The organism is Nocardiopsis kunsanensis DSM 44524 (genome assembly GCF_000340965.1).
In the GTDB taxonomy this organism is placed as follows: Bacteria; Actinomycetota; Actinomycetes; order Streptosporangiales; family Streptosporangiaceae; genus Nocardiopsis; species Nocardiopsis kunsanensis.
The window spans coordinates 69971-95669 of record NZ_ANAY01000012.1; the positions used below are offsets into that span (position 1 = coordinate 69971).

General features: G+C 71.1%; 23 protein-coding genes and 1 tRNA gene. 9 read left to right on the forward strand and 15 right to left on the reverse strand.

The features are described from left to right. Window positions 1-336: 336 nt before the first annotated feature. From D456_RS0110365 to D456_RS0110380, 4 genes are all read right to left on the reverse strand, one after another. A complete protein-coding gene (locus tag D456_RS0110365) occupies window positions 337-1620 on the reverse strand; it encodes a homoserine dehydrogenase (RefSeq protein WP_017576111.1) in 1284 nt (427 codons plus the stop codon). A gap of 66 nt (window positions 1621-1686) precedes the next feature. Continuing rightward, a complete protein-coding gene (lysA, locus tag D456_RS0110370; protein ID WP_017576112.1) occupies window positions 1687-3072 on the reverse strand; it encodes a diaminopimelate decarboxylase in 1386 nt (461 codons plus the stop codon). Between the two features lie 119 nt (window positions 3073-3191). Further along, a complete protein-coding gene (locus tag D456_RS0110375) occupies window positions 3192-4250 on the reverse strand; it encodes a DALR anticodon-binding domain-containing protein (protein WP_017576113.1) in 1059 nt (352 codons plus the stop codon). Further along, window positions 4247-4633 (reverse strand): response regulator, encoded by a 387-nt coding sequence (locus D456_RS0110380; RefSeq protein ID WP_017576114.1) that lies wholly within the window; start codon window positions 4631-4633, stop codon window positions 4247-4249. Before D456_RS0110380 ends, D456_RS0110375 begins: the two co-directional genes overlap by 4 nt. Window positions 4634-4785: 152 nt before the next feature. Here D456_RS0110380 and D456_RS0110385 point away from each other — a divergent pair. Next, window positions 4786-4857: transfer RNA gene (locus D456_RS0110385), tRNA-Arg, on the forward strand. A 234-nt stretch (window positions 4858-5091) separates the two neighbouring features. On the opposite strand, the gene D456_RS0110390 is transcribed toward D456_RS0110385, so the two are convergent. From D456_RS0110390 to D456_RS0110400, 3 genes are all read right to left on the reverse strand, one after another. Next, complete coding sequence (locus tag D456_RS0110390; protein WP_017576115.1) at window positions 5092-5649, reverse strand: YceI family protein; 558 nt, start codon at window positions 5647-5649, stop codon at window positions 5092-5094. Window positions 5650-5728: 79 nt separating this feature from the next. Continuing rightward, the gene (locus tag D456_RS0110395; RefSeq protein ID WP_017576116.1) at window positions 5729-6745 is read right to left on the reverse strand and encodes an arsenic resistance protein; all 1017 of its coding nucleotides are present in this window, start codon (window positions 6743-6745) and stop codon (window positions 5729-5731) included. A gap of 247 nt (window positions 6746-6992) precedes the next feature. Further along, the gene (locus tag D456_RS0110400) at window positions 6993-7991 is read right to left on the reverse strand and encodes a WD40 repeat domain-containing protein (RefSeq protein ID WP_017576117.1); all 999 of its coding nucleotides are present in this window, start codon (window positions 7989-7991) and stop codon (window positions 6993-6995) included. 620 nt (window positions 7992-8611) lie between these two features. Here D456_RS0110400 and D456_RS0110405 point away from each other — a divergent pair. Both D456_RS0110405 and D456_RS0110410 read left to right on the forward strand, forming a co-directional pair. Beyond that, window positions 8612-10936, forward strand: a complete 2325-nt coding sequence (locus tag D456_RS0110405; protein WP_239643806.1) for a molybdopterin oxidoreductase family protein — start codon at window positions 8612-8614, stop codon at window positions 10934-10936. After that, window positions 10933-11400, forward strand: a complete 468-nt coding sequence (locus D456_RS0110410; protein WP_017576119.1) for a hypothetical protein — start codon at window positions 10933-10935, stop codon at window positions 11398-11400. The genes D456_RS0110405 and D456_RS0110410 overlap by 4 nt, the downstream gene beginning before the upstream one ends. A gap of 31 nt (window positions 11401-11431) precedes the next feature. Here the strand turns inward: D456_RS0110410 and D456_RS0110415 are convergent, their stop codons facing one another. Beyond that, complete coding sequence (locus D456_RS0110415; RefSeq protein ID WP_017576120.1) at window positions 11432-11863, reverse strand: PPOX class F420-dependent oxidoreductase; 432 nt, start codon at window positions 11861-11863, stop codon at window positions 11432-11434. A gap of 335 nt (window positions 11864-12198) precedes the next feature. Then, window positions 12199-13464 (reverse strand): MFS transporter, encoded by a 1266-nt coding sequence (locus D456_RS0110420; protein ID WP_017576121.1) that lies wholly within the window; start codon window positions 13462-13464, stop codon window positions 12199-12201. A gap of 387 nt (window positions 13465-13851) precedes the next feature. Between D456_RS0110420 and D456_RS23935 the strand changes: the two genes are divergently transcribed. Further along, on the forward strand, window positions 13852-14916 hold the full coding sequence (locus D456_RS23935; RefSeq protein WP_239643808.1) for a LacI family DNA-binding transcriptional regulator: 1065 nt from the start codon (window positions 13852-13854) through the stop codon (window positions 14914-14916). Here the strand turns inward: D456_RS23935 and D456_RS0110430 are convergent. Further along, complete coding sequence (locus tag D456_RS0110430; protein WP_017576123.1) at window positions 14901-15347, reverse strand: GreA/GreB family elongation factor; 447 nt, start codon at window positions 15345-15347, stop codon at window positions 14901-14903. The two genes, D456_RS23935 and D456_RS0110430, sit on opposite strands and share 16 nt — an antisense overlap. Before the next feature lie 72 nt (window positions 15348-15419). After that, window positions 15420-16685 carry an NAD(P)/FAD-dependent oxidoreductase gene (locus D456_RS0110435; RefSeq protein ID WP_017576124.1) on the reverse strand — a complete coding sequence of 422 codons (1266 nt, stop codon included), beginning with the start codon at window positions 16683-16685 and terminating at the stop codon, window positions 15420-15422. 170 nt (window positions 16686-16855) lie between these two features. Between D456_RS0110435 and D456_RS0110440 the strand changes: the two genes are divergently transcribed. Further along, on the forward strand, window positions 16856-18397 hold the full coding sequence (locus tag D456_RS0110440; RefSeq protein ID WP_017576125.1) for a PucR family transcriptional regulator: 1542 nt from the start codon (window positions 16856-16858) through the stop codon (window positions 18395-18397). Window positions 18398-18421: 24 nt separating this feature from the next. Here the strand turns inward: D456_RS0110440 and D456_RS23940 are convergent, their stop codons facing one another. Further along, a complete protein-coding gene (locus D456_RS23940) occupies window positions 18422-18844 on the reverse strand; it encodes an SdpI family protein (protein WP_230479943.1) in 423 nt (140 codons plus the stop codon). Between the two features lie 98 nt (window positions 18845-18942). Between D456_RS23940 and D456_RS25015 the strand changes: the two genes are divergently transcribed. From D456_RS25015 to D456_RS0110465, 4 genes are all read left to right on the forward strand, one after another. Continuing rightward, entirely contained in the window at window positions 18943-19389 is a 447-nt protein-coding gene (locus D456_RS25015) for a hypothetical protein (RefSeq protein ID WP_152442532.1), read from the forward strand. After that, on the forward strand, window positions 19386-19598 hold the full coding sequence (locus tag D456_RS25020) for a glycerol-3-phosphate dehydrogenase C-terminal domain-containing protein (protein ID WP_017576127.1): 213 nt from the start codon (window positions 19386-19388) through the stop codon (window positions 19596-19598). Before D456_RS25015 ends, D456_RS25020 begins: the two co-directional genes overlap by 4 nt. Before the next feature lie 285 nt (window positions 19599-19883). Then, window positions 19884-21761, forward strand: a complete 1878-nt coding sequence (locus D456_RS0110460; protein WP_083904553.1) for a calcineurin-like phosphoesterase C-terminal domain-containing protein — start codon at window positions 19884-19886, stop codon at window positions 21759-21761. 123 nt (window positions 21762-21884) lie between these two features. Continuing rightward, window positions 21885-22244, forward strand: coding sequence for a copper chaperone PCu(A)C (locus D456_RS0110465; RefSeq protein ID WP_230479942.1), 360 nt, complete (start codon window positions 21885-21887; stop codon window positions 22242-22244). A gap of 61 nt (window positions 22245-22305) precedes the next feature. On the opposite strand, the gene D456_RS0110470 is transcribed toward D456_RS0110465, so the two are convergent. The 3 genes from D456_RS0110470 to D456_RS0110480 form a co-directional block, all read right to left on the reverse strand. Then, complete coding sequence (locus tag D456_RS0110470; protein ID WP_017576130.1) at window positions 22306-23844, reverse strand: sodium:solute symporter family protein; 1539 nt, start codon at window positions 23842-23844, stop codon at window positions 22306-22308. A gap of 88 nt (window positions 23845-23932) precedes the next feature. Continuing rightward, window positions 23933-24313 carry a RidA family protein gene (locus D456_RS0110475; RefSeq protein WP_017576131.1) on the reverse strand — a complete coding sequence of 127 codons (381 nt, stop codon included), beginning with the start codon at window positions 24311-24313 and terminating at the stop codon, window positions 23933-23935. A 64-nt stretch (window positions 24314-24377) separates the two neighbouring features. Continuing rightward, window positions 24378-25697 (reverse strand): alanine racemase, encoded by a 1320-nt coding sequence (locus D456_RS0110480; RefSeq protein ID WP_017576132.1) that lies wholly within the window; start codon window positions 25695-25697, stop codon window positions 24378-24380. Between the last annotated feature and the right edge of the window lie 2 nt (window positions 25698-25699).

Genomic DNA, 25699 nt, shown 5'->3' on the forward strand with positions numbered 1-25699 from the left:
GCGCGATGTGTCCGGTGGGCCGCCCGGAACGAGTGCAGGGGCTCCCACCTGCTGACAAGTCTATGACCATCAGCGACTGTCTCGGATCACGGTCGCGCGTCTCGCTATTCGGTCAGTTTCCGACTGTGCGGGGCGGTGTTCCGCCCCACGGGGTTGCGTTCGGACGCCGGCACGCCCCTCGGAGGCACTGGAGCGGGCACCCGCAGGAACGAGGACGACCGCGGAGAGGCCGGAGAACGTACCTTCAAGGGCGGCCCGCCCGCGGGACACCGCGCCGTAGGAGTCCGTTGAGGGCGGGTGACGGGCGGGCCGCAGCGCAGGCCCGGGGAGAACCCCCTAGTCGAAGTTCTCCACCCGCATCACACTGGCGACCTCCCGCACGGAGTCGTCCTCCTGCAGCCGTTCGACGGTGCTGCGCAGCGCGGCGTCGGGTGCTCGGTGGCTGACGAGGACGAGTTGGGCGTCGTCGCCGCTGCCCTCCTGGCGCACGTTCTTGATGGAGACCCCGTGCTCGGCGAAGATCTCGGCGACCGTGGCGAGTACGCCGGGGCGGTCGGCGACGTCCAGGGAGACGTGGTAGCTGGTGACGGTCTCGCCCATGTCGTGGACCAGCAGGCCGGTGTCGTGTCCGCCCTCGCCCACGTGGGTGTCGGCGAGGCGGTTGCGGGCCACGGCCACCAGGTCGCCGAGGACGGCACTGGCGGTGGGCGTGCCTCCGGCCCCGGCACCGTAGAACATCAGGCTGCCGGCGGACTCGGCCTCGACGAAGACCGCGTTGTAGGCCTCCTTGACGCTGGCGAGGGGGTGTTCGACGGGGAGCATCACCGGGTGGACGCGCACACCCACGGATCCTCCGTCCTCGGAGCGCTGGCAGATCGCCAGGAGTTTGACGACACACCCCATCGCACGGGCGCCGGCGATGTCGGCTGCGGAGACACCGGTGATGCCTTCGCGGTGCACGTCGTCGGCGGTGACCTGCTGGGTGTGGAAGGCCAGGCGGGCCAGGATCGCGGCCTTGGCCGCGGCGTCGAAGCCCTCCACGTCGGCGGTCGGGTCGGCTTCGGCGTACCCGAGGGTCTGGGCCTCCTCCAGGGCCTCGGTGAATCCGCTGCCGGCCGAGTCCATGCGGTCCAGGACGTAGTTGGTGGTGCCGTTGACAATGCCCAGCACGCGGTCGACGCGGTCGCCGGCCAGGGAGTCCCGCAGCGGACGCAGGAGCGGGATCGCCCCGGCCACCGAGGCCTCGTAGAACAGGTCGACACCGGCTTCGCGTGCGGCGGTGTGCAGGGTCTGCCCGTCCTCGGCCAGCAGCGCCTTGTTGGCGGTGACCACGGACTTGCCTGCCTTGAGTGCGGCGAGGATCAGCGACCGGGCGGGTTCGATACCGCCGATGACTTCGACGACCACGTCGATGTCGGGCCGGGTGGCCAGTGCCGTGGCGTCGGTGGTCAGTAGTGCCGGGTCGACACCGCGGTCGCGGTCGAGGCGGCGCACCGCGATACCGCCGATCTCCAACGGTGTGCCCACACGTGCGGCCAGTTCCTCGGGCTGCTCGTCGATCAGTCGGACGACTTCCGAACCCACTACGCCGCATCCGAGCAGCGCCACCTTCATCGCCATTTGGGCGTGACTCCCACTTCTCTCGTGTCCGTGACCTCGCGCGGCCGGGGCCGCTCCTGGGTTTTCTCAGCCGACGTCGAGCCGGAGCAGGTCCTCTTCGGTCTCCCTGCGCACGATGACCCGCGCGTCCCCGTCCCGTACCGCGACCATGGCCGGGCGCGGCAGGTGGTTGTAGTTGCTCGCCATGGAGTAGCAGTAGGCACCTGTGGCCGCGACGGCGACCAGGTCCCCGGGGCGCAGGTCCTCGGGAAGGTACAGGTCGTGCACGATGATGTCACCGCTCTCACAGTGCTTGCCGACCAGGCGCGAGAGCATCGGACCGCTCTCGCTGACCCTGGAGACCAGGCGGCCGGTGTACTCCGACCCGTACAGGGCGGTACGGATGTTGTCGCTCATGCCGCCGTCGACGCTGACGTAGGTGCGGATGCCCTCGACGTCCTTGACCGTTCCGACCTCGTAGACGGTGATGCCTGCGGGGCCCGCGATCGCCCGGCCGGGTTCCACTGCGATGCGCGGGACCGGCAGACCGGCCTCCTCGCACTCGCGGTGCACGATGGTGGTCAGGCCGGCGGCGATGGTCTTGGGGTCGAGGGGGTCGTCGTCGGAGGTGTAGGCGATGCCCAGTCCGCCGCCGAGGTCGAGTTCGGCGAGGGTGACGTCGAGTTCCTCGTGGATCTGTGTGAGGAAGCGCGCGACCCGGCGTGCGGCGACCTCGAACCCGGAGGTGTCGAAGATCTGTGAGCCGATGTGCGAGTGCAGGCCGACGAGGTCGAGGTGTTCGGAGGCCAGGGAGCGGCGGACGGCCTCCGCGGCTGCGCCGGTGCTCATCGCGAAGCCGAACTTCTGGTCGTCGTGCGCGGTGGCGACGAATTCGTGTGTGTGCGCCTCCACTCCCGTGGTGACCCGGATGAGGATCTTGGGGCGGGCGCCGGCCTCGGCGGCCACCGACTCCAGGCGGTCGATCTCGTCGAGGGAGTCGACGATGATGCGGCCGACGCCGGCCTCGACCGCTCGGCGCAGTTCGGCGACGGACTTGTTGTTGCCGTGCATGCCGATGCGTTCCGGCGGGACCTCGGCGGCCAGGGCGACGGCCAGTTCGCCGCCCGAGCACACGTCCAGCTTCATGCCTTCTTCGGTGGCCCAGCGGGCGACGGCCTTGGTGAGCAGGGCCTTCCCGGCGTAGTAGACGTCCGAACCGGTGAAGGCGGTGCTGTAGTCACGGGCCCGGGCGCGGAAGTCCTCCTCGTCCATGACGAAGAGCGGCGTGCCGTAGGTGCGGGCGAGGTCGCCGACGCCGAGGCCGCCGACGGTCAGCTCGCCGTCCACACGGCGGGACGTGGCGGGCCAGACCTTGGGGTCGAGTGCGTTGAGGTCCTCGGGCGGCAGTGGCGGGTTCTCCTCCGGCAGGATCTCCGCGTGGCGGGATCCGGCGGGGTGCGCGTAGCGGCTCATGATGGGCTTTCGACTGGACTTTCGTCTGTGCTGTGGCGAGGACGCCCCGATCATTGTCCACCGATCCGGTCGGGACGAGGGGGTCGGGTCGGGGCGCGCGACGACGTCTTCGGCAGGTCCTACAGCCTTGTGGGCGCGGACACGCCGAGGAGGAAGAGCCCCGTACGCAGGACCCCGGCGACGGCGGCGGGTAGCGCCGGGTCCGCGACGGCCCCCTCCGACCGCGCAGCGGCGCGGGGACACGTCCGCCACTCATCGTAGGCACTGGCCAGCCCTTCCAGGTATCTGACCAGGATATGGGGTTCCTCTCTGCGTGCGGCCGAATCCAGCGCGCTGGGACCGTCGAACAGGCATCCGCGCACCGAGGCCGTGTGCGCGGGACAGGCCGCAGGGGGCAGGGCCCCGGCGGCGGTCCAACGCTCCTGGCTGGTGGCGTGGGCGTGGGCGTAACGCAGACGGAAGGCCGGGTTGGCGTCGGTCAGACGGGACCATGCGCCCGGACGGTCGGCGGAGGGAAGCACCGGAAGATCGTTCCCGGTGGTCTCGCCTTCGCGGGGGTGCTCGGGGATGGAGCGACAGAAGGCCACGCGGGCGCTGTCCTCACCGATGGTACCCAGGACGCGGGCGGCCTCGGAGACCAGCTCCGTCCTGTCCCCGTCGCGGTAGGGGTCGCGCCAGCCGACCTCCTTCTCCCCCGACCGGGCCGGCGGGGCCTGGGGGGCGAGGGCCAGGGTGATGCGGGCCCTAGCGTCGGCGCGTGCGCGCCTGCGGGCCTGGGCGAGCGGACCGGACTCGTGCAGGGCGGTACGCGGCCATACGCCTTCCCCCGTCCAGGCGCGGCCGGTGAGCCAACGGGGGCCGTCGGCAGCCGCACGGACCATGCGGGTGCGCTGTTCGCCGGTGAGGGTGACGTTGACGAACCCCCTCCGGTCACCGCGGACGTCGGCGTACCCGGGCCGCAGTTCCTCGGCCAGGCGCCCGCCCACGAGCACGGGCGCGTCCTTGCCCCGGGAGGTGCACACGAGGCGGACGATCCGGGGTGCGAGGGGGGAGGCGGCGTCGTGGCCCTCCTGGGCCTGTTCGGCGCGCGGCCAGGCGAAGGGGACCTGCTCCGGGTCGATGCCGAAGGCATGCGCCGCGGCGCTCCGGACCTCTGCTTCCAGGGACCACGGAGTCACTCCCGTTCCCCCTCCAGCAGTTCACGGACGACTTCCACGAGCGCGTCGGGGTCGAAGGGTTTGGTCATGTAGGCGTCCACCCCGATGCGTTCCCCGTGCTTGCGGTCCTCTTCCTGTGCACGTGCCGTGACGAGCACGATCCGGCAGGCCGTCTCCGGCCGGCGCGCACGCAGGCGCTCTGCGGCGGTCCAGCCGTCCAGGCGCGGCATCATCACGTCCAGCGTGACCACGTGCGGGTCGATGTGGTCGACCCGCTCGAGACAGTCCTGGCCGTCGACGGCCGTGAACACCTCGAAGCCCTCGAGTTCGAGGTTGAGGCGGATGAGTTCCCGGATCATTTCGTCGTCCTCGACGACGAGAACCCGTGCGGGTAGGGCGTTCACGGGCGTGACCCTACCTTCGGCGGGCGAACGCGCACCACTGGAACGACCGAACAGCGGGTGGCGGCGGGGCGTCCGGGAGCGATGGGGAGCGGTCTCCGTTCTCAAGTGGACGAGGACCCCGCAGCCCCTGCTACAGTTGTTCACGCAACCGCGCCCCCTTAGCTCAGGGGATAGAGCAACGGCCTCCGGAGCCGTGTGCGGAGGTTCGAATCCTCCAGGGGGCACAGGTGAACGGTCGGCGCCATGAGCCCGCTGACCAGGTGAAAGGCGCCCCGCGGGGCGCCTTTCGCGTTTCAGGTGTCGTCATCCTGCGTCACGTTCGCCGAGCTTCTGTGGACACACTGCGGACAGGACGCGGACGAAAAAGGAGCAGGGTCCCCGAAACCACTCGGAACCCCACCCGAAACCGTTCAGGAACGTGTGATCCGCGCCACTGACGATGGCCACCGAATCGGGTCTCAGTCCTGCTTGATGAGCGAGACCTCGAACTCGAGGACGACTTTCTCCCCGACCAGCACACCGCCGGTCTCGAGTGCGGCGTTCCAGTTGACCCCGAAGTCGTTGCGGTTGATCGTCGTGGAACCCTCGAAACCCACACGGACGTTGCCGAACGGGTCGGTGGCCCGGCCTTCGAAGGTGAACGGCACGGTGACCTGCCGGGTGGTGCCCTTGATCGTGAGGTCCCCGGTCATGTCGAGGGTCTCCTCGCCGGACCGCGTGACCTCGGTCGAACGGAAGGTGATCTCCGGATAGTCCTCCATCTGCAGGAAGTCGTTGCTGCGCAGGTGGGCGTCGCGGTCGGCGTTGCGGGTATCGATGCTGTCCGCCCGGATCACGAGCTCCACCGACGAGCGGGAGGGGTCCTGGCCGTCGAGGACGGCGGTACCGGTGAACTCGTTGAACGAGCCGCGTACCTTGGTCACCATCGCGTGCCGGGTCACGAATCCGATGCGGGTGTGCGCGGGGTCCAGACTGTAACGGCCGGTGAGCTCGGAGTAGGACTGCTGGAACGCCATCGGTTACCTCCTGTGGTCGATGCGTCTTCTCTACACGACACGAGGTCTCCACCAGGGGGAGCGGCACGCGCGGGCGGAGCTATTCGGAGGGGCGGTGCCTTTGCGTTTCGACCGGGAACACGGACGATGCGGTGTGGCCGTCGTAGTGGGAGGGGCGCACCCGCACCAGCTGGGCGAGCAGAGCCAGGACCGGTAGTTCCAGGAGCGGGCCCGCCACGAGGGCGACCGCGATGAGTGGGCGGTCGGGGAAGGCCGCGACCGCGATGGCCAGTGCGACGGGCGAATTCCGGGCCGTGGTGGTCATGGTGAGCGTGACCTTCTGCGCGGCGGGCAGACGGAGGATCCGGGACAGGGCCACCGCCAGTGAGGGCAGCACGACGAAGAAGACCGCGAGCGGCGGTAGCAGAGCCAACAGATCCGCGGCGTGGTCCAGAACCGTGCGGGCCTGCCAGGCGAACATCGCGAAGACCGCCACGTACAGCAGCGGCAGCACGAGGGTTCCGGCCGGCGCGATGACAAGGCGTGCACGCCACTCTTCGCCCTTGAAGCGCGCCGAGGCCCGGCGCAGGACCAGCGCGATCACCAGGGGCACCACGAGTACCAACAGCACCGATTCGGCCAGCGTCGCGGCGTCGACCATCGCCGCCTCGCCACCCAACAGCAGCACGTACACCGGCAACAGCACGAGCTGCAGGACGAGGTTGACCGGCAGCAGTGCGGCGGCGATCCCGGTGTGCCCGCGCGCCACGGCGGTGAAGACCAGGTACCAGTCGGTACAGGGAGTCACCAGGAGCAACAACAACCCGATCCGCAGGTCGGGCTCTCCGCCCAGCAACCCGGCTCCCAGTGCCCAGGCCAGGGCCGGGGTGAGGACGAAGTTGAGTACCAGGCCGGCCACGACGAGGGTCCGGGCCCGACGGACCTCCCCCACGTGAGCGGCGTCCATCTGCACGAAGACGGCGGTGAGCATCACGAGCAGCGCGGGCAGCACGACGTGTTCGGCCGCCGGGCCGATGGGCAGCAGCAGTCCGGCCCCCAGCCCGCCGAGAGCGGACAGGGCGACGAACAGGCTCTGGAGGCGTTCTACCAGGGACACGGTTCAGACTTTCACAGCGGGGTCGGGGAGGGTGTCCGCCGAACCGGCCGGGGTTCCGGGGCCGCCGGCAGGACCGGACGCGCCCATCGGCGCCATGCGCACCCGTTGAGCTCTCGAGCCGTACGGGGGCCGAGGAGGTGGATCCGCGAAAACACCGGCGCCGCCGGGCCGGGGCACACACCCCGGTCCGGCGGCGCCGGAGGAGGCAGGGGCGGCCCTGGTCCGGGGCCGCCCCGCCGTCGGTGCCTCAGAGGTCCAGGACGTAGGCCTCTCCGTCCTGGTCGGTGGCCACGACACGGCTGCCGTCCTCGTTGAGCGAGACGGCGCCGAATTCGGCCCCGGACTCTTCCATTACCACGGACACCTCCATGTTCTGCAGGTCCCAGACCCGCACGGAACCGTCGCGGGAGGCGCTGGCGGCCGTCTGCCCGTCGCCGCTCACCTCGACGTCCCACACGTAGTCGGTGTGTCCGTCCAGGACTCCGAGCTGCTCTCCCAGGTCGGCGTCCCACACGATGACCCTGCCGTCGTCGGAGCCGCTGACCACGGTGCCGTCGGCCCCGAAGTCGACGCCCTGCACCCAGTCGGTGTGGCCCTCGAGGGTGGCCTCCTCGCTCTCGGACTCCACGTCCCAGAGGATGACCGTGTTGTCGTCGGAGGCGCTGGCGACCATGCTGCCGTCCGGGCTGAAAGCCACGTCACGCACCCAGTCGGTGTGGCCCTCGAGGGTGGCCACCTCGCTCTCGGACTCCACGTCCCACACCTTGACGTCGCCGGTGTCGGATCCGCTGATGACCATGCTGCCGTCCGGGCTGATGTCCACACCGCGTACCCAGTCGGTGTGTCCGTCGAAGGAAGCGACTTCGCTTCCTGACTCGTCCCAGACGGTGACGCTGCCGTCGTGGGCACCGCCGGCCAGCAGGGACTGGTCCTCACTGAACTCGACCGCCAGGATCGAGGAGTAGTCGGGGCCGAGCAACGAGTCCTCGACGGCATCGTCATCGAGGTTCCACAACAACACCTCACCGCTGCCGGAACCCTGCGCGATCACCGTGCCGTCGGAGGTCAGGGCGATGTCCTCCTCGTTGCCCCCGGTCTCCACGATCCGGGCTTCTCCGGCGTCCCCGGTGCCCGGCCCGCCGCCTCCGGAAGCGGAACCGCCCTCACCGGAGGGGTCGTCCCCGCCGATGAAGAAGAAGATGCCGCCTACGATGAGCGCGAGCACCAGGAAGACGGCGACGAGCACGATGGCCAGTACCGGCCCGCCCTTCTTCTTCGGCGGCCGGGGCTGACCGTAGGGCGGGACAGGCTGTCCGTACGGTGGCGCGCCTCCAGGAGGGCCGTACTGCGGGCCGCCGGGACCGTAGGGCGGTGCAGGTTGTGGGCCGGACGGACCGGGTTGCGGACCGGACTGCCCGGGCGGACCGTACCCCTGGGGTTGGCCGGACCCGTGTCCCTGGGGGGCACCGTACGGACTTTGTGGTGGAGGATTGCTCATGACAGCTCTCTTCGGATCACAGAACAAGGGAAGGGAGATGTGTCGTCCGACCACCCCAGCCCACGGGGCAATGGATACGGCGGGGGGGGACGATCCACTCATCATGTCAGAAGATACTCCCTCGAAGCAGGCCCGGCCGGGGCTCTCCCCCCGCTCCCCTCGAAGGATCTCGTGTACTACCCGGCCCTTCGGGGCGGTGCAACCCCCTGGCGGGCAGTTGCCGACACCGAGGAGCGGCCGTGTCTTCGAGAGATCCGATATCTGAACCATGGGGAACACGGTCCCCCTACGGTCGGGGCCAACAGTGGCCCGCGAGGGTCGACCACCACCTGGCGGAAGGGCTGGCCCCGGAAGAGGTGGACCGTTGGGTGAGGTCCGCGACCATCCTGCATTCCAACGGCGATGCGCTGGACATCGCGGTCAAGGACGGTCGGATCGTGGGGGTGCGGGGCCGGGAGCAGGACCGGGTCAACCGCGGGCGTCTGGGGCCCAAGGACCTCTACGGCTGGCAGGCCAACCACTCCCCCGACCGCCTCACCCGTCCTCTGGTGCGCCGGGACGGGGTACTGACCGAGACCGACTGGGACACCGCGCTGGACCTGGTGGCGAGCCGCAGCAGGGAGCTGCTCGACGACCAGGGGGCCACGGCGCTGGGCTTCTACACGAGCGGGCAGCTCTTCCTCGAGGAGTACTACACCCTCGCCGCCATCGGCCACGGAGCGATCGGCACCAACCACATGGACGGCAATACCAGGTTGTGCACGGCCACGGCCGCGGCGGCCCTGAAGGAGTCGTTCGGTTGTGACGGCCAGCCGGGTTCCTACAACGACATCGATCACGCCGACGTCATCGCGCTGTACGGACACAACATGGCCGAGACACAAACGGTGTTGTGGTCCCGTGTCCTCGACCGGTTGGCGGGGCCGAACCCGCCCCGGCTGCTGTGTGTGGATCCCAGGCCGACGCCGGTGGCCCGGGAGTCGACGGTGCACCTGGCGCCCCGTCCGGGCACCAACGTGGCGCTGATGAACGCTCTCCTGCACGAGCTGATCAGGAACGACCGGATCGACCACACCTACGTCGAGAAGCACACCGTCGGCTACGAGGACCTGGTCCGGAGGACCGCCGAGTACACGCCCGAACGCGCCGCCGAGATCTGCGGTGTACCGGCGCGGGCCGTCCGCGAGGCCGCGGAACTGCTGGGGAGTGCCGAGCGGCTCCTGTCGACCGTCCTCCAGGGCTTCTACCAGTCGAACCAGGCCACCGCCGCCGCTGTGCAGGTCAACAACGTGCACCTGCTGCGGGGCATGCTGGGCCGGCCCGGCGCGGGGGTCCTGCAGATGAACGGCCAACCCACGGCGGAGAACACGCGGGAGTGCGGCGCCGACGGCGACATGACCGGGTTCCGGAACTGGGACAACGAGGAGCACGTGGCCGATCTCGCCCGGGTCTGGAACCTGGACCCGATGCGCATCCCGCACTACGCACCACCCACACACGCCATGCAGATCATGCGCTACGCGGAGAAGGGCTCGGTCCGCTTCCTGTGGGTCAGCGCGACCAACCCGGCGGTGTCGTTGCCCGAACTGCGGCGGATCCGGAAGCTCTTGTCACAGGAGTCCCTGTTCCTGGTGGTGCAGGACTGCTTCATGACCGAGACCGCCGAACTCGCCGACGTGGTGCTGCCCGCGGCCACCTGGGGGGAGAAGACGGGCACCCTCACCAACAGCGACCGTACGGTGCACCTGTCGGAGAAGGCCGTGGAAGCGCCCGGCGAGGCCCGTCCGGATCTGGACATCTTCCTGGACTACGCGCGTCGGATGGACTTCCGCGACGCGGACGGCCACCCCTTCCCCCAGTGGCACGACGCGGAGTCGGCGTTCGAGGCGTGGAAGCGGGCCGGCGCGGGCCGTCCCTGCGACTACTCCGGGCTCACCTACGAGCGGTTGCGCGGCGCCGACGGTGTCCAGTGGCCCTGCGACGAGGAGCGCCCGGACGGGACCGAGCGCCTCTACACGGACGGCCGGTTCTGGGCCCTGCCCGAGCAGTGCGAGAGCTACGGCAAGGACCTGGTCACCGGGGCGCCGTTGGACGAGAGGGAGTACCGGGCGATGAACCCCGAGGGCCGGGCGATGCTCAAGGCCGTGGAGTACGTGCCCCCTCACGAGGAACCGGACCGGGACCACCCCTTCGTCCTGATCACCGGCCGCACGCTCTACCACTTCCACACGCGCACCAAGACCGGGCGCTCTCCCGAGCTGCAGCGGGCGGCCCCCGAGGTGTGGGTGGAGGTCTCCCCCTCGGACGCGCATGAGGCGGGTCTGGCCGAGGGCGACCCGGTGGAGGTGTCCTCACCGCGCGGGACGATCCGGGCCCGTGCCAGGATCAGCGGTATCAGCGACGGCGTCCTGTTCGTGCCCTTCCACTACGGCTACTGGGACTCCGGCGCTTCGGAGGAGGACGGTGCACGGGACCGGGCGACCAACGAGATGAGCATCAGCGATTGGGACCCGGTCTCCAAACAGCCCCTGTTCAAGACCGCCGCCGCGCAGCTGCGTCCCCTGGGCGGGGGTGACGGGCGGCCGGCACCGGCGCCCACAACGACGGCCTCGGCCCCGGTCGACCAACGTGTGGCGCCCACGCGGGGCGCACCCGACACCGCTGAGGAGACGGCCGGAGGGGGACCACGATGAGGCTCGCAGCCGCCCTGCGCGAACTGCACCGCTCGGAGAGCACGCTGGCCGACGAACTGCTGCGGGTGGCCGACCGGCACTCGGACGAGGTCGAGGTCCGCCATGTGGCCGGGGACCTGGCGTACTGGTCCCGTGAGCACGCACACGAGATCACCGGGATCGCGCCTCGCTACGGGGTCGATCCGGCCGAGTTGGAACACCCGGAACCGTCCGAGGAGGGTCAGCGCGAACTCCCCGGTGAAGGGAGCGACGCGGACCTGGCTCTCCTGGCCGATCTGCGCCGGGTGTACCGGATGTCGGCGGGGGTGGCACTGGACTGGGACCTGCTCGGTCAGGGCGCCCAGGTCGTCGCGGACGCCGAGCTGCTGGCGGCCACGGAGCGGTGCCGCGCACGGGCGGAACGACAGATGCGCTGGGCCCGCGGCATGCTCAAAACGGTCTCGCCACAGACCCTGGCCACCTGAGGACCGCGCCGCACGGGCACAGCGGGACGGTTCAGCTGAGCTGGTCACCGTAGACGTGTTCGACGGCGAGGGTGAGAAGGACCCGGCGGTCGTCCACCATGGCCTGCCGGTACTCGTCCCAGTCGGGGTGTTCGCCTGCGGCGGCGCGGTAGTGGTCGACCAGTGCCTGGACCTCGGGTCCGTGCGGGTCGTCGCCCGGTCCGATCAGGGTGACGGCGCCCTCGGCCGTGGCCCACGCCCAGCCGTCGGAACGGGTGACCTCGAGCGCGGCGCGGGGATCCCGGCGCAGGTTCGCGGTCTTGGCGAGCCCTTCGCGCGTGGAGATCTGGATGATGCCGCCCGACCGGTCGTAGTGGGGCTGGACCGGGGAGAGCTGGGGGCGGCCGTCGGACTTGAGGGTGGCCAGGATCCCCAGGCGGCTCTCGGCCAGGAGCGTGTGCGGGTCGTAGGACGTGGAGGTCACGGCTGTCCTCTCTCGGGATGGTCGGTCCGGGCGGCGTCCGTGGTGCGGGCGGTGCCGGTGTGGTCCGCCGGCCCGGGCCCCGGCCCGCCGCTCACCCACTGTTGTACCGGGGCAGGGCCCGGGCGTCACGGGCCACGCGCGGCCGGAACCGGACCGGGGAAAGGGGAAGAGGAGCGGACGTGGCCCCGGGGCGGGGAACGCCTGCCCCGGGATCAGGCGGCGAAGCCCGTCGAGCTCGCCCGACGCACCGCGTCCACGTGCACACCCGCATGTGTGCGTCCGCGGACGGAGGTGCCGGGGGTACGGGCCCGCAGGACGGACCCACAACGCACGGGTCAGCGGTGTTCGGACATCTCGGCGGCGGACTCGGGCAGCGTACCGGCGCCGTCGGTACCGGCCTCGGCGTCGATCTCGCCGGCGGTGTCGCTGTCGGTGCCTGCCTCACCGGCCGAATCCGGGTTGCCGCGGTCGAGCACGCCGGCGATCAGGGCCACGGCCAGGCCCAGTACCGCGGCACCCGCGCCGAGCAGGGCCGGGGAGGTGTAACCGAGCCCGGCGCTGATACCGAGCCCGCCGATCCAGGCACCGCCCGCGTTGGCGAGGTTGAACGCGGAGTGGTTGCTCGCGGCTGCGATGGTCGGTGCTCCGGAGGCCTTGTTGATGATGAGCACCTGCAGCGGCGCGGTGACACCGAACCCGACGGCGCCCAGCACGACGACGGCGGCCATCGCGCTGACCGGGTGTTGGACGGCCACGGAGAACAGCAGGAGCACCACCGCCAGCGAGGCCAGGGATCCGTAGATGGTCGGGCGCAGCCACCGGTCGGCGAGCGGCCCCGTCACGAGCGACCCGAGTGTCATCCCGGTCCCGAAGAGGGCCAGGACGACGGGCACCCCGGCCGGGGACATCCCGGCGACCTCGGTCATCATCGGGGAGATGTAGCTGAAGACCGCGAAGACCCCGGCGAAACCGAGGACGGCGGTCAGCAGGCCCCACAGAACCTGGGGGCGGCCCATCGCCGCGATCTCTCCGCGCAGGCGCACGCCCTTCGGTGAAGGCACTTCGGGCACGAAGGCCAGCACGGACACCAGGCTCGCCACCGCGATGGCGGCGACCACGAGGAAGGCGGACCGCCAACCCATCAGTTGGCCGACGAACGTCCCTACGGGCACACCCACGATGTTGGCGACGGTCAGGCCCAGGAGCATGCGTGCCACGGCGGTGGCCCTGCGCGCGGGGCCGGCCATGTGCGCGGCGACCAGGGCGCCGACACCGAGGAAGGCCCCGTGCGGGAGCCCGGCCAGGACCCGGCTGGCCAGGACCGCCTCGTAGGTGGGCGCGACGACGGTGGCGAGGTTGCCGAGCACGAAGAGCCCCAGGAACAGCAGCAGTGCGGTGCGCCGGGGCAACCGGGTGGCGGCAGCGGTCAGCAGTGGGGCGCCCACGACCACACCGAGGGCGTAGGCGGCGATGAGGTGTCCGGCGGTGGACAGGGAGACGTCGAGATCGGCGGCCACCTCGGGCAGCAGACCCATGATGACGAACTCGGTCGTTCCGATGGCGAAGGCGCCGAGAGCCAACGCGAGCAGAGCGAAGGGCATGGGCGTACCTCTCCTGGTGCGGGACAGGGGCGGTGTGGGCGGGCGGCGGGGCCGCGTTGCCCCGGAGTCTCCCGGGGTCGAGCACGGAGTTGGCACGTGCTAATCCCAGGTTGGCAGAGACGGCACGGCCGCTTCAAAGGGTGCGGGGTGTGAACTCGCTCGCGCTGTCCGGAACCGCGCCCCACAGGCTGCGGTTACCGTGGACGGTGACGGTACGAGGTGGGCGAGAGAATCAGGAGGGCCGGGGGCCAGATGCCGAGCAGCGGTGCGGACGATCCCCGTGAGGGCCCTGTGTCCCCCGTCGGTCCTCCCGGTCCCGGTACGGGCCGGCCGGAGGGTTCGCCGAGTCCACAGGCCTCCCCCGCGCCCCGCTCCCGTCGCCCCACGATGGCCGACGTCGCCGCGCACGTGGGCGTCTCCCGCCAGCTGGTCTCACTGGTCCTGGCCGACAAACCCGGCCCCAACCCGCGCACCCGCGAACGGATCCTGCGTGCAGCCGAGGACCTCGGGTACCACGCCGACACCGCGGCCCAGCTGCTGCGCCGCGCACGCAGCCGCCAGCTCGGCGTGCTCTTCACCATGGAGCACCAGCTCGAGACCCACATCGTCGAGGCCCTCTACCCTGCCGCCGCTGACGCCGGGTACGAGATCGTCCTGGGCGCCCTCCTGCCGACCCGCAGCGAACGCCGAGCCATCGACGACCTGGTCGGGCTGAGGTGCGAGGCGCTCATCCTGATCGGTCTGGCCGAACAGGCCCCCGCCCACCTGGCCAAGATCGCCGAGCAGGTCCCCGTCGTGGAGATCGCCCAGTACACCGGAGCCCCCGGAACCGACAGCGTGCGCACCGACGACGCCGCAGGGGCCCGTGAGGCGGTCGACCACCTGGTCGCGCTCGGCCACACCGACGTGGTCCACGTGGACGGAGGCGACCGCCCCGGCGCTGCTCAGCGGCGCGAGGGGTATCTGGAGGGCATGCGCGCCCACGGGCTCACCGACCGCATCGAGGTCCTGCCCGGGGACTACACGGTGGAATCCGGTGTGGCCGCCGCGCGGACCCTGATCGAACGGGGCCGGTTGCCGACCGCGGTGGTGGCCGGCAACGACCTGTGCGCCTGCGGGGTCGTGGAGGCCTTCGTGCGCGCGGGCGTGCGTACCCCCGGGGACCTGTCGGTGGTGGGCTACGACGACAGCCGTACCGCCTCGCTCCCCTACCTCGACCTGACGACGGTGCGCCAGGACACCGGCCGGATGGCCGAGATCGCCGTGCGTGCGGCGGTCGAACGGCTGGACGAAGGACGCACGGACGATCGGGTGGATGTCCTGGAGCCCGCTCTCACTCTGCGGAGCAGTACCGGACCGGCACCCGCGCCTCGGGCCCCGGGCGTCCGGGGCGGGCCGCCCTCGACGGACCCGCCGCAGGGGCCTGCGGACGCGGATCAGGCCGGCTCGTAGGGGACCGCTTCCTCCAGGGTGACGGTCAGTTCCTGCCCACGCGGGGTGGTGTAGCTGCGCTCCTCCCCCGCACGCGCCCCGATGAGCGCCCGGCCCAGCGGGGACTGGGGCGAGTAGACGGTGATCCCCTCGGAGTCGGATCCGTCGCGTACGCCGAGCAGGAACGTCTCGGTCCCCTCCTCGGAACCGTGGCGCACGGTCAGCACCATGCCGGGTTCGGCGACGCCGTCGTCCGGCGGGGTCTCGCCCACGACGGCGTCGCTCAGCAGTTCCTGGATGCGGGCGATGCGCCTCTCCTTGCGGTCCTCGTCGGCGGGGACCTCGAACTCCGCGGCGACCTCGTCCGGGACGGGTCCTCCGGTGAGGACGGCGAGTTCGCGGACGAGACGTTCGTGTGTGGCGCGGGTCAACCAGGTGTTGGTGTGTTGCACAGGACCTCCTCATATACTGCGCCCCGCCGGGGTCACCGGCGGGGCGCGGGGTTCGGGTGCGCGGAGTACGGCTCAGCGCGTGGGGTCGAAGGGTTCCAGCTCCTGCGGCAGCTTCTGGGTGGCCACCGCTCGTGCGAGCAACCGTCCCGTGGCGGGGCCGTGGGTGAGCCCCCACATGCCGTGGCCCCCGGCGACGTACAGGCCGCGCACGTCGGTGGGACCGACGAGCGGGAGCCCGTCGGCCGAGACCGGGCGGGGCCCGACCCAGGTGTCGGCGCGGTCCTCGAGGTCGACCCCGTCCATGTAGGGCGCGGCCGAGCGGACGATGGCCTCCACGCGTGCGGGGTCGGCGGGTGCGTCCGGCGAGGCGAACTCCATGGTCCCGGCCACCCGCATACCGTCCTTGGCCGGGGTGCAGGCCACCCGTGCCTCGGGCAGGTACACCGGCCCGGGGACCGGGCGGTCGGTGCCCACGGTGAAGCTGTAGCCGCGGCCGGCCGCCACCGGCGTGCGCACGCCCCAGCTGCGGGCGCTCCGGTTCAGCCACGAGCCGGAAGCGACGACGAGGTGGTCGGCCTTCTCCACCTCGCCCTTCTCGGAGGTCAGCGTGAAGGCGTCCCCCGCACGCGAGGGGTACTGCACCTCGTCGAGCGAGAACCCTTCGACGATCCGCCCTCCGCGGGACCGGACCGAGTCGGCCAGGGCATGGGTGAACAGCGCCGGCTGGAGGTAACGCTGGCCGTGGATGCGCACACCCGCCCGGACCCGGTCGGAGGCCACGGGGACGAGATCGCGCACGGCTTCGGCGTCGAGCGCGGTGTGGGAGGCGGGGATACCGGCCTCCTCCACCTCCCGCAGTTCGTGGACCAGGCCCAGCGCCTTCCTCTCGGAGGAGAACAGGGCGGTGATGGGGGCCTCCTCGATCACCGCGCCGACCCCGCCGTTCAGGAGTTCGTCGAAGGCCTCGTGGCAGGCACGGCTGAGGGGGGCGTTGCTGAGGAGGGCCCGCTGGTGCCCCTTGGGCGTGGAGTTGAGGGCGAACAGCGAGAGGAAGCGTGCGAGCTCCGGGCTCGGGACCCGCGGCACGGACAAGGGGTGGTGCGGGTCGATCAGTGACCGCGCGCCGTCCAGGATCGCGCTGGGGGTGTTGAGCGGCACGGCGAGCGCGGGTGAGAGCCATCCGGCGTTGCCCCAGGAAGCACCGGCGGCTACGCGGTTGCGCTCGAGCACGGTCACTTCGATCCCGTGCTCCTGGAGGTACCAGGCGGTCGAGAGACCGACGACACCTGCGCCGACGACGGTGACGGCGCGGGGTGCGTCCACAGCCGATGCGGCCATGCACGTTCTCCTTAGGACGGATGACGGACAGGCTGGATACCAATGAGGACAGTACAAGTCTGCTCGGGAAACACGCACTACCCATTGTCCGTGTCGCACAATTTTTGGCTAGCCTCATGTGGGAGCACGACAAACCGGGCCTGGAAGAGAGTTCGAACAGGGGGTGCGCTGTGGTTCTGTTGGAACGCCTGGCGACGATCCTCGGCGTCTACGGAACACGCCCGGCCGGCCCGCGCATCCCGGCGCACACGGTCGTGCACAGCGTAGCGGTGCACGACCCTGCCGGGGGCCGCCCCGAGTCCGGCGACATCCTGTTGGGGTTGGGCGAGCGTGACCCGGTACGGGCCGTGGAGCTCGCCGGGGCCGCGGACGCGTCGGCGGTCGTGGTGCGTACCGGCGAGGCGGAACCGGACGACGGTGCGCTCCGGGCCGCGCGGGAGCGGGGTGTGGTCCTGTTGTGGGTACCGCCCGAGGTCTCCTGGAGCCAGGTGGCGGGCATCGTCTTCGGGATGGTTCTCGAGGGCGGGGAGACCGAGTCCGGACGCGGCCCGAGTGACATGCCGACGCTGGCCGACACCCTCGCGACACAGCTGGGCGGCCCCGTGACGATCGAGGATCCGCGTTCCCGCGTCCTGGCCTACTCGGCACGCCAGGCTTCGACCGACCGGGCCCGTCTGGACACGATCCTCGGCCGCGGGGTGCCGGAGGAGCTGCACGAGTACCTGTCGCGGATCGGGGTGTTCGAGCGGTTGGCCTCCTCCGACGAACCGGTGTACGTGCCGCCCGTGGAGGAGTACGGGATGGGGGCGCGCACAGCGATGGCGGTGCGGGTGGGCCGGGAGTTCCTCGGTTCGGTGTGGTTGTCCTGCGCCGGTCCGCTCTCGCCCGAACGCGCCCGGATCCTGTCCGAGGGCACCCGTACCGTCGCGCTGCACCTGCTGCGCAGCCGGGTCAGCGCCGATCTGGAACGGCAGGTGGAGTCGGAACTGGTCGGCCGGCTACTGGAGGGCGGCACCGACCCCACGGAGGCGGCGGTCCGGCTCGGCCTGGCCTCGTCCCCGTACCGGGTGGTGGCGTTGCAGGCGCACACGCCCGAGGAGCGGCACGCCGCCGCGCTGTTGGCGTTCGAGCGGGCCACGACCGGTTTCGGCTGGTCGCGTCCCGGGCGCAGCACCGTCTTCGGGAGCACGGTGTACACGGTCCTGCCGTGCGGACCCGACAGCTCGCGTGCCCGCGAGTGGTTGGCCGAGGCCACACGCGGGCTGCCCGCGCACGTGTCGGTGCACGCGGGTATCGGGGGTCCGGCCGATCCGGCTCGCCTGGCGGAGAGCCGGCGTGAGGCCGACGAGAGCCTGGCGCTGCAGTCGGCCCGGCCGGGCCGGGACGTGGTGGCCTACGACGAGTCGTGGGACGAGGTCCTCCTGCACCGGTTGCGTACGTCCTCGGCCTCGGGGCGCCGTCCCGCCGACGGACCGGTCGCGGACCTGCAACGACACGACACCGAGCACGGGACCCGGTTCGTACCGACCCTGCGGGCCTGGCTCCGTGCGCAGGGCGACCCGGCCGAGGCGGCTCGGGTGCTGCAGGTCCATCCCAACACCGTGCGCAACCGCATGCGGCGGATGGCCGGCGTCACGGCCCTCGACCTGGAGGACCCGGACCGGCGGTTCGCTCTGGAGATCGCGCTCGAGGTGCACCTGCCCGGGGAGTGAGCCGGCCGAGACGCCGGCCGGCCCTCATTCCACTGTGGTGGAAGGAATGGTGCGGTGTGCCCGTATCGCACCGGTGCAGAGCACCCCGACGTAGAGCACACAGCCGACCATGATCGCCGTGAACTGTGCGGCCCCGGTCCCGGTGAAGAACGGTACGAGCGCGCCGGCGAGCAGGATACCGGCGCTGATGGTGAGCCACGGGGCCGCGCTGCGGTGTACGTGGTACCAGGCCCGTTCGCTCTCCAGAGTTCGCTTGGTCCTGATCCCGAACGCCGCGGGCGTGCAGCGGCTCGCGGGGCCGGCGGACTTCTCGGTGCGCCCGGCCAAGGGGGTGCACCTGCTGGTGGACGGGGACGCGTTCGATTCCGATTCCGGGCTCATCGCACGTGCGGAGGACTCGGTCATCATCCTGCGCCGGTGGTACGGCAACTGGCTGTTGGGCACCACCGACACGGCCTACGACGGGGACCGGGGCGCGCCGTCGGTGGAGGCGGGGCGACGTCGACCACCTGCTGCGCAACGTCAACCGGTACCTGTCCCGCCCCTTGACACGCGCCGACGTGCTGGGGGCCTACGCGGGACTGGGCCCGCTGTTGTCGGCCGCGGACGGGGCGGGGGCGACCTCGGCGCTCTCCCGCGACCACACGGTGGTCACCGGGCCCGCGGGGATGGTGACGGTCGTGGGCGGCAAGTACACGACGTACCGGGTGATGGCGCTCGACGCCGTGGACGCGGCCGTCCGGTCGGCGGGACTCGACCCGGGCCCGAGCCGGACCGCGGACCTGCCCCTGGTGGGTGCGGACGGCCACGTGGAAGCGGCTCCCGGGCTCCACCGCCCGGCCGCCGACGCGGGAACCCCGCGAGCCACGGCCGAGCGCATGTTGCACCGGTACGGAGGGGAGCTGCCGGAGCTGTTGCGCGGGGGCGGGAGGAGATCGCCGGCCGCCTCGACTCGGGGTTGCGCAGGGCGGTCACGCACGAAGGGGCGATGACGCTGTCCGACGTGCTGGTACGCCGTACGCGTGTGTCCTTGACCGCCGAGAACGGCGGGACGGAGGCGGCCCCGGAGGTTGCCGGGTCCCTGGCCCCGCTCCTGGGGTGGTCCGGGGACCGGGCCGACCGCGAGGTGGGAGGCTACCGGGCCGAGGTCGAACGCGACCGTGCCGCCCTGTCGAGTGACTGGGAGGGACCGAAACACTAAACTCATTACTCGCCGCTACTAAGGAGTGACGATGAGTAACTTTTTTCGGAGTGTTCAACGGGGTGCGGCGCAGGCGGACACAACTGCCTGCGCCCACTCCGTGGTGGCCGCGTCTGGAACGGCCCGGGTCCGTGGTGGTCAGCGGTGAGCCGCGTCAGACGTCACCGACCGGTGGTCGGGAGTTGGCCCGCACATGGGCGCGTGTTCAGTCCTGTCGAAGAGGGTTGCTGCCCGCCGGTCCCCCCTGGCCGGTGCACCCCCTCTCATGCAACGGAGAGCGACCCCATGGCAACAACAGACACACCGACGCCGCGTGCCGTCCGGGCAGGCGGCTCACCCCGGAGCACCCTGGCCGTGGCTGCGGCCGTGGCCGTCGCCGGTCCCCTGGCCCTGGTTCCCGCGACCGTCGCGGCATCGCCGTCGGAAGGCGGGGCCTACCGCGGTGAGATCGAGGTCGTAGCGGGCGAGGAGGGGGCCGCCGGTGATTCGGTCACCGGGACGGTCTTCGTCGACGCCGACCGCAACAGCACCAACGACCGCGGTGAGGAGGGCCTGGCCGACGTCATGGTCACCAACGGCCGTGACGTGGTCCGGACCGACAGCGAGGGCCGGTACGAGCTCCCCGCGTTCGACAACATGACGGTGTCGATCACCCAGCCGGCGGGCTATCAGGTCCCGATGGACGAGCACAACATTCCGCAGTTCCACTACAACCACCTGCCCGAGGGCTCCCCGGACCTGAAGCACGGCGGTATCGCACCGACCGGGCCGCTGCCGGAACAGATCAACTTCCCGGTGACCGAGAGCAGCCGGACCGCCGACGCCGCACAGAGCTGTGTGATCGCGGGCGACCTGCAGGTCACCGACGAGGAAGAGGTCGGGTACGCACGGGCCGGGGCCATCAACGACCTGTCCGAGCGCCACGACTACGCCGGCTGCGGTTCCCTGTTCCTCGGCGACATCGCCAACAACGACCTGTCGCTGTACCCGGACGTCAAGGACCTGGTCGCCGAGACCAACGGCCCGGCCCGGTTCCTGCCCGGCAACCACGACATCGACTTCGACTCCCCGAGCCCCGAGCACGCCTTCGACACCTTCCGCGAGCACCTGGCCCCGGAGTACTACTCCTACGACGTCGGCGACATGCACTTCGTCGCGCTGAACAACGTCGACTACCCGTGCACCCCGGGCCACGACAGCCCCGAGGGCGTCGCGGAACACTGCTCCGACCCCGAGGGCGACCCGCAGTACAACGGCCGCATCAGCGACGAGCAGATGGAGTGGCTCGAGCAGGACCTGGCCAACGTCCCCGGCGACAAGCTGGTCGTCGTCGCCGGACACATCGGGCTGGTCAACTACGCCGACGAGGGCGAGTTCCAGCACCAGGTCGACCAGACCACCCGGGTGCACGAGCTCCTGGAGGGACGCGAGGCCGTCGCCGTGTCCGGACACAGCCACAGCGTCGAGAACATGGAGCCGGGTGACAGCACCGAGGGCTGGCGCGAGGTCCTCGGTGTCGGGGGCCTGCCGTTCCAGCACATCACCGCGGGCGCGATCTCGGGTGACTGGTACTCCGGCGAGGTCGGCGAGAACGGTTACCCGACCGCGATCGGCCGCGACGGCGGGCGCCCCGGCGTAGTGACACTGGACGTGCAGGGCAACCGGTTCCAGGAGCGCTTCACCGTCACCGGCGAGTCCGACGACGTACAGACGCAGCTGAGCATCAACAGCCCGACCTACCGCGAGTGGTACGAGCAGTGGAGCGAACGGACCGGACAGGCCCCCGAGCCGGCCGACCCCTCGGTGGTCGACCGTGAGGACCTGGCCGGGAAGACCTGGCTGACGACCAACTTCTTCTTCGGTTCCACCGGCGCCGGGGTCGAGGTCGCCATCGACGGCGCACCGGCCGAGCCGGCCGAACGGACCCAGCAGATGCAGGGCGAGGCCCAGAACGTCGGTGCGGAGTACTCCGACCCGTACGCGGCCTCGCAGCAGTTGGTCCACGGCGGCAGCCTCGCCGACCGGACGATGCACCTGTGGCGCTTCGAGCTGCCCGAGGACCTCGACAGCGGCTCGCACACCGCCGAGGTGACCGCGACCGACGCGCACGGCCGCGAGTTCACCGACACCCTCGAGTTCGAGGTCGTGGAGGCACGCAAGTAACACCGCCTGTGCCAGGGGCCGCCGCCCGCGCCGGGTGGCGGCCCCACGTGCTCCGCCTGTCGGTCGGCGGAAGGCACACACTGAGCACTAGAGTTACAACTCTCAGTGATCATGGGGGTAATCATGAGTGTCGAGGCCCGGAACGCCCGGTGGGGTTGGGAGAAGGTGGGCGCGACCGCCTACGTGTACATGGAGCTGCGCAACACCGGGGGGCGGACGCTCTCGCTGGTCTCGGCGTCCAGCCCCGACTTCACGTTCGCGAACCTGGTCACCACCACCGACGAGGAGGGTGAACGGGTCAAGGCGGGGCTGGACGGCATCACCGTCCGTGAGGAGACCGTGCTCCGTCCCGGGGACCGCCGAGTACAGCTCGACGCACCGACCCGCCCCTTGGCGGCGGACGAGGCGGTGGAGCTCGTGCTGTCGATGTCGGACGGCACCCGGCTCGCGATCACCGCCGAGGGGGAGACCGCACCCTCCTGAGGCCGCCGGGAGGAGCGGTCCTCCCGGCGGCCCCTGGCACGGCCCTGCCCGGGGTACGTGTTCAGTTCACCCGGTCGTCCGGGGCCGAGCGCTCTTCGCCGGTGGCCGCGTCCGGGTCCGGGGACCCGTTCCGCACCCGGGTACCGACGTCCAGCTCGGCCCTCTCCTCCGCCAGCAACCGCAGTGCCTCCTCGTGGGAGACGCTCCGGCGCGGGGTGGCCAGACTGACCACGACCCCCGCGACCAGGGCCGTGAGCATCGACGGGATCACCGGGTTGCCCCAGAAGTCGGTCCATGCTGACACGTTGTGCACGGCCAGAGCCATGGCCGAACCCCCGATCAGGGCAGCCAGACCGCCCTGCCACGTGGCCCGGGGCCAGAACTTGCCCAGCAGCGAGGCCACGAGCAGCCCGGTGAGGATCGTCGAGATCATGAGCTCGATGTAGGCGATGATGGTGGTGGCCATGAGGGAGAAGACCAGGGCCAGCCCGAGGACGGCCACCAGGGCGATCCGGGAGTAGGAGACCATCTTCTCGGCCTTGGGCAGCCGACCGGTGACCAGGTGGGCGACGTCGCGCAGCAGGATCGTCACGCCGGCGATCGCGTCGGAGTCGCCCGAGGACATGGTGGCCGACAGCCCGGCGATCAGGAGGAAGGCCCCGAGCCAGAGCGGGAACAGCGTGGTCGCCAGGTAGGGGAAGGCCATGTCGGGGTTGTCCAACCCGGGTTCCAGGCCGCGGGCGGCCATCCCCGCGACGGCGGGCAGCATCGCGAACGCCGCGAACAGGCCGGCCACCCAGGCGAAGCTCTTGCGCACGGTGCGGACATCGGACGCGGAGTAGATGCGCTGCCGGTACGAGGGGGTGGCCAACACACCCACGGCCACGACCAACGCCAGGGAGATCCCCGGCAGCAGGCCGATCGCGTCCACACCGAGCATCGAGGTCGCCTCCTCGGGCACGTTCTCACCGATGCCCTCGAAGCCGCCCACACGGACGAGGGCGAGCACGGCCAGAACGGTGAAGCCGATGAACAGGATCGTGCCCTGGATGGCGTCGGTGATGACGACGGCGAGGTATCCGCCCACCACGGTGTAGAGCCCGAAGCTCACGGCGATCACGATCTTGGCCGTGGTCGGGTCCAGCCCGGTGAGGTAGGAGAGGTAGAGCGCCCCGCCCATGATGTGGGCCCCCAGCCAGCCCACGGAGGCCAGGAGCATCACGATCGACACGACGCCCTTCACCGCCCGGCTGGCGCCGTAGTAGTAGCTCATCTCCTCGGAGAAGGTCATGAACCCGTGCTTGCGCACACCGGAGAAGAGCCAGAGCAGGAGCAGCACGCCGACGGCGCCGCCGACGCCGTACAGCGCTCCGGCCCAACCGTTCTCGTAGGCGAACCCGACGGCCCCGAGGCTGGAGCCGGTGCCCACCAACGTGGCGAGTGTGGTCCCCAGGAGCAGGGGTGTGGTGAGGCTGCGCCCGGCCAGGAGGAAGTCCTCACCGCTGCGGTTGCGGCGGGCCACCCACACTCCGATCCCGAGCATGAGCACCACCGTGCCGGCCAGGACCAGCAGGTAGATCAGGCTTGTTGTGTCATTCATGTTGGATCTCCTTCGCCCGGCTCTGCCCGGTGAGGGGCGCACCCGGGGACGGGGGGAAGGGCCCCGGGTGCGGTCCGGGGCCCGTGGCTCATTCGGCCGGGTTGTAGAGAACCGCGTCCACCTCGATGGCGAAACCCGGCAGGTCGGCCTGCAGCGTGGTGCGGACCGGCGGTTCGGTCGCGAAGTACTCGGCGAAGAGCGTGTTCATCTCGGCGAAGTCGTCGAGGTCGCGGAGGTAGACCCCGACCCGCACGGCGTCGTCGAGGCTCGATCCGGCCGCCTCCGCGGTCTTGGCGAGGTTGGTGAAGGTGGCGTGTGCCTGCTCCGCGAAGGAGCCCTCGACCAGGGACCGGTCGGTGCGGTGGGGCGTGGCTCCGGCGAGGTAGACGAAGTCGCCGGCGACCACGGCCTGGGAGTAGGGGCCGCCGGGCGGGGCGGCCTCGGGTGCGTGGATGGTCTTCTTGGCCATGGGAATCCTCCTCTTTCTGGTGTTTCTTCCGGGGCGTTCGGTCCTTGCAGGGCCTCGGAGCGGGTCAGAACACGGTGCGGACCGCGTCGACGACACGGTCGTCGCCGTCCAGGACCGGGATCAGGGACCACTTGTCGAAGACCGTGCAGGGGTGGGACAACCCGAACTCGACCACGTCCCCCACCTGGAACCGGGGTGCCTCGGCGTCCAGGTCGAGGAACCCGTGGTGGTCGTTGAGCTCCACGACCCGGGCCCCCGCCCCGACGGGGACACGGCGGCCCTCGCGCAGGACCGCGCGGGGGACCGGCAGGTCGATGTCGAAGGACAGGTCGCGTTTGCCCGCGCCGAAGAGCACCCGCCCGGGTTCGGGGCAGGAGAGCACACGCGCGAAGCACGAGAGCGCGGGGCGCAGGGGGTCGGGGTCGGCCCCCGACCGCAGGGGCGAGGCGCGTTCCATGAACAGGTCGTCATGGGTGATGTAGCACCCCGAGCGCACGACCGGCCGCACCGGCACGGACAGGCCCTCCAGACCGGAGAAGGCCTCGGCGGCCAGGTCCGGGTAGCTGCTGCCGCCGGCGGTCACGACGATCTCGTCCGCGTCCGCGAAGAGGCCCCGGGCGTCGGCGCGGCGGACGAACTCGGGAAGGCGGCCCAGCCAGGTGCGGGTGCGCTCGGGCGAGTCGTCGTCCCTGCGCTGCGGGAAGACGCCTTCGAACCCCTCGACCCCGGCCAGGCGCAGGGCCGTGCTCCGCGCGACCCGTCCGGCGAGGTCCAGGGCCTCCTCGACGGTGCGCACGCCGGTGCGGCGTCCGGGTACGCCCAGTTCCACGAGGACCGGGAGTTGTCTCCGTGCCGAGCGCAGGGCCCGTTCCATCAGTTCCAGGCCGGCGGGCGAGTCGACCAGGCACATCGGTTCGAAGTCCGGGTCGGCCAAGGACTCGGCGAGCCAGGCCAGTTGCGCCGGTTCCGTGATCTCGTTGGCGATGACGACCCTGGAGACGCCGACCCCGCGCATCACACGTGCTTGGGCGACGGTGGCAGCGGTGAGCGCCCACGCGCCGCGTTCGGCCTGGGCGGCCCAGAGCTGCGGGGCCATGGTCGTCTTGGCGTGCGGCGCCAGTTCGAGGCCGCGTTCGGCACACCAGCGGGCGAACCGGTCGAGGTTGTGGTGGAGGGCCTGCCTGTGGAGGGTGACCGCGGGCAGCCACAGGTCCTCCAGCCGTAGCCCGGCGGCCCGGACCTCGGCTGGGCTGGTCGGGCTCTGCGGCAGGGAGCGCGCCTCGACGCTCCGGTTCTCCAGTTGGTCGAGCCGGTCCGGGTCCGGGCCGGCTGCTCCGTAGCCGGCCGGGGAATCCGTTCGGGTTCCGTTCTGTGCTCGGTTCATGG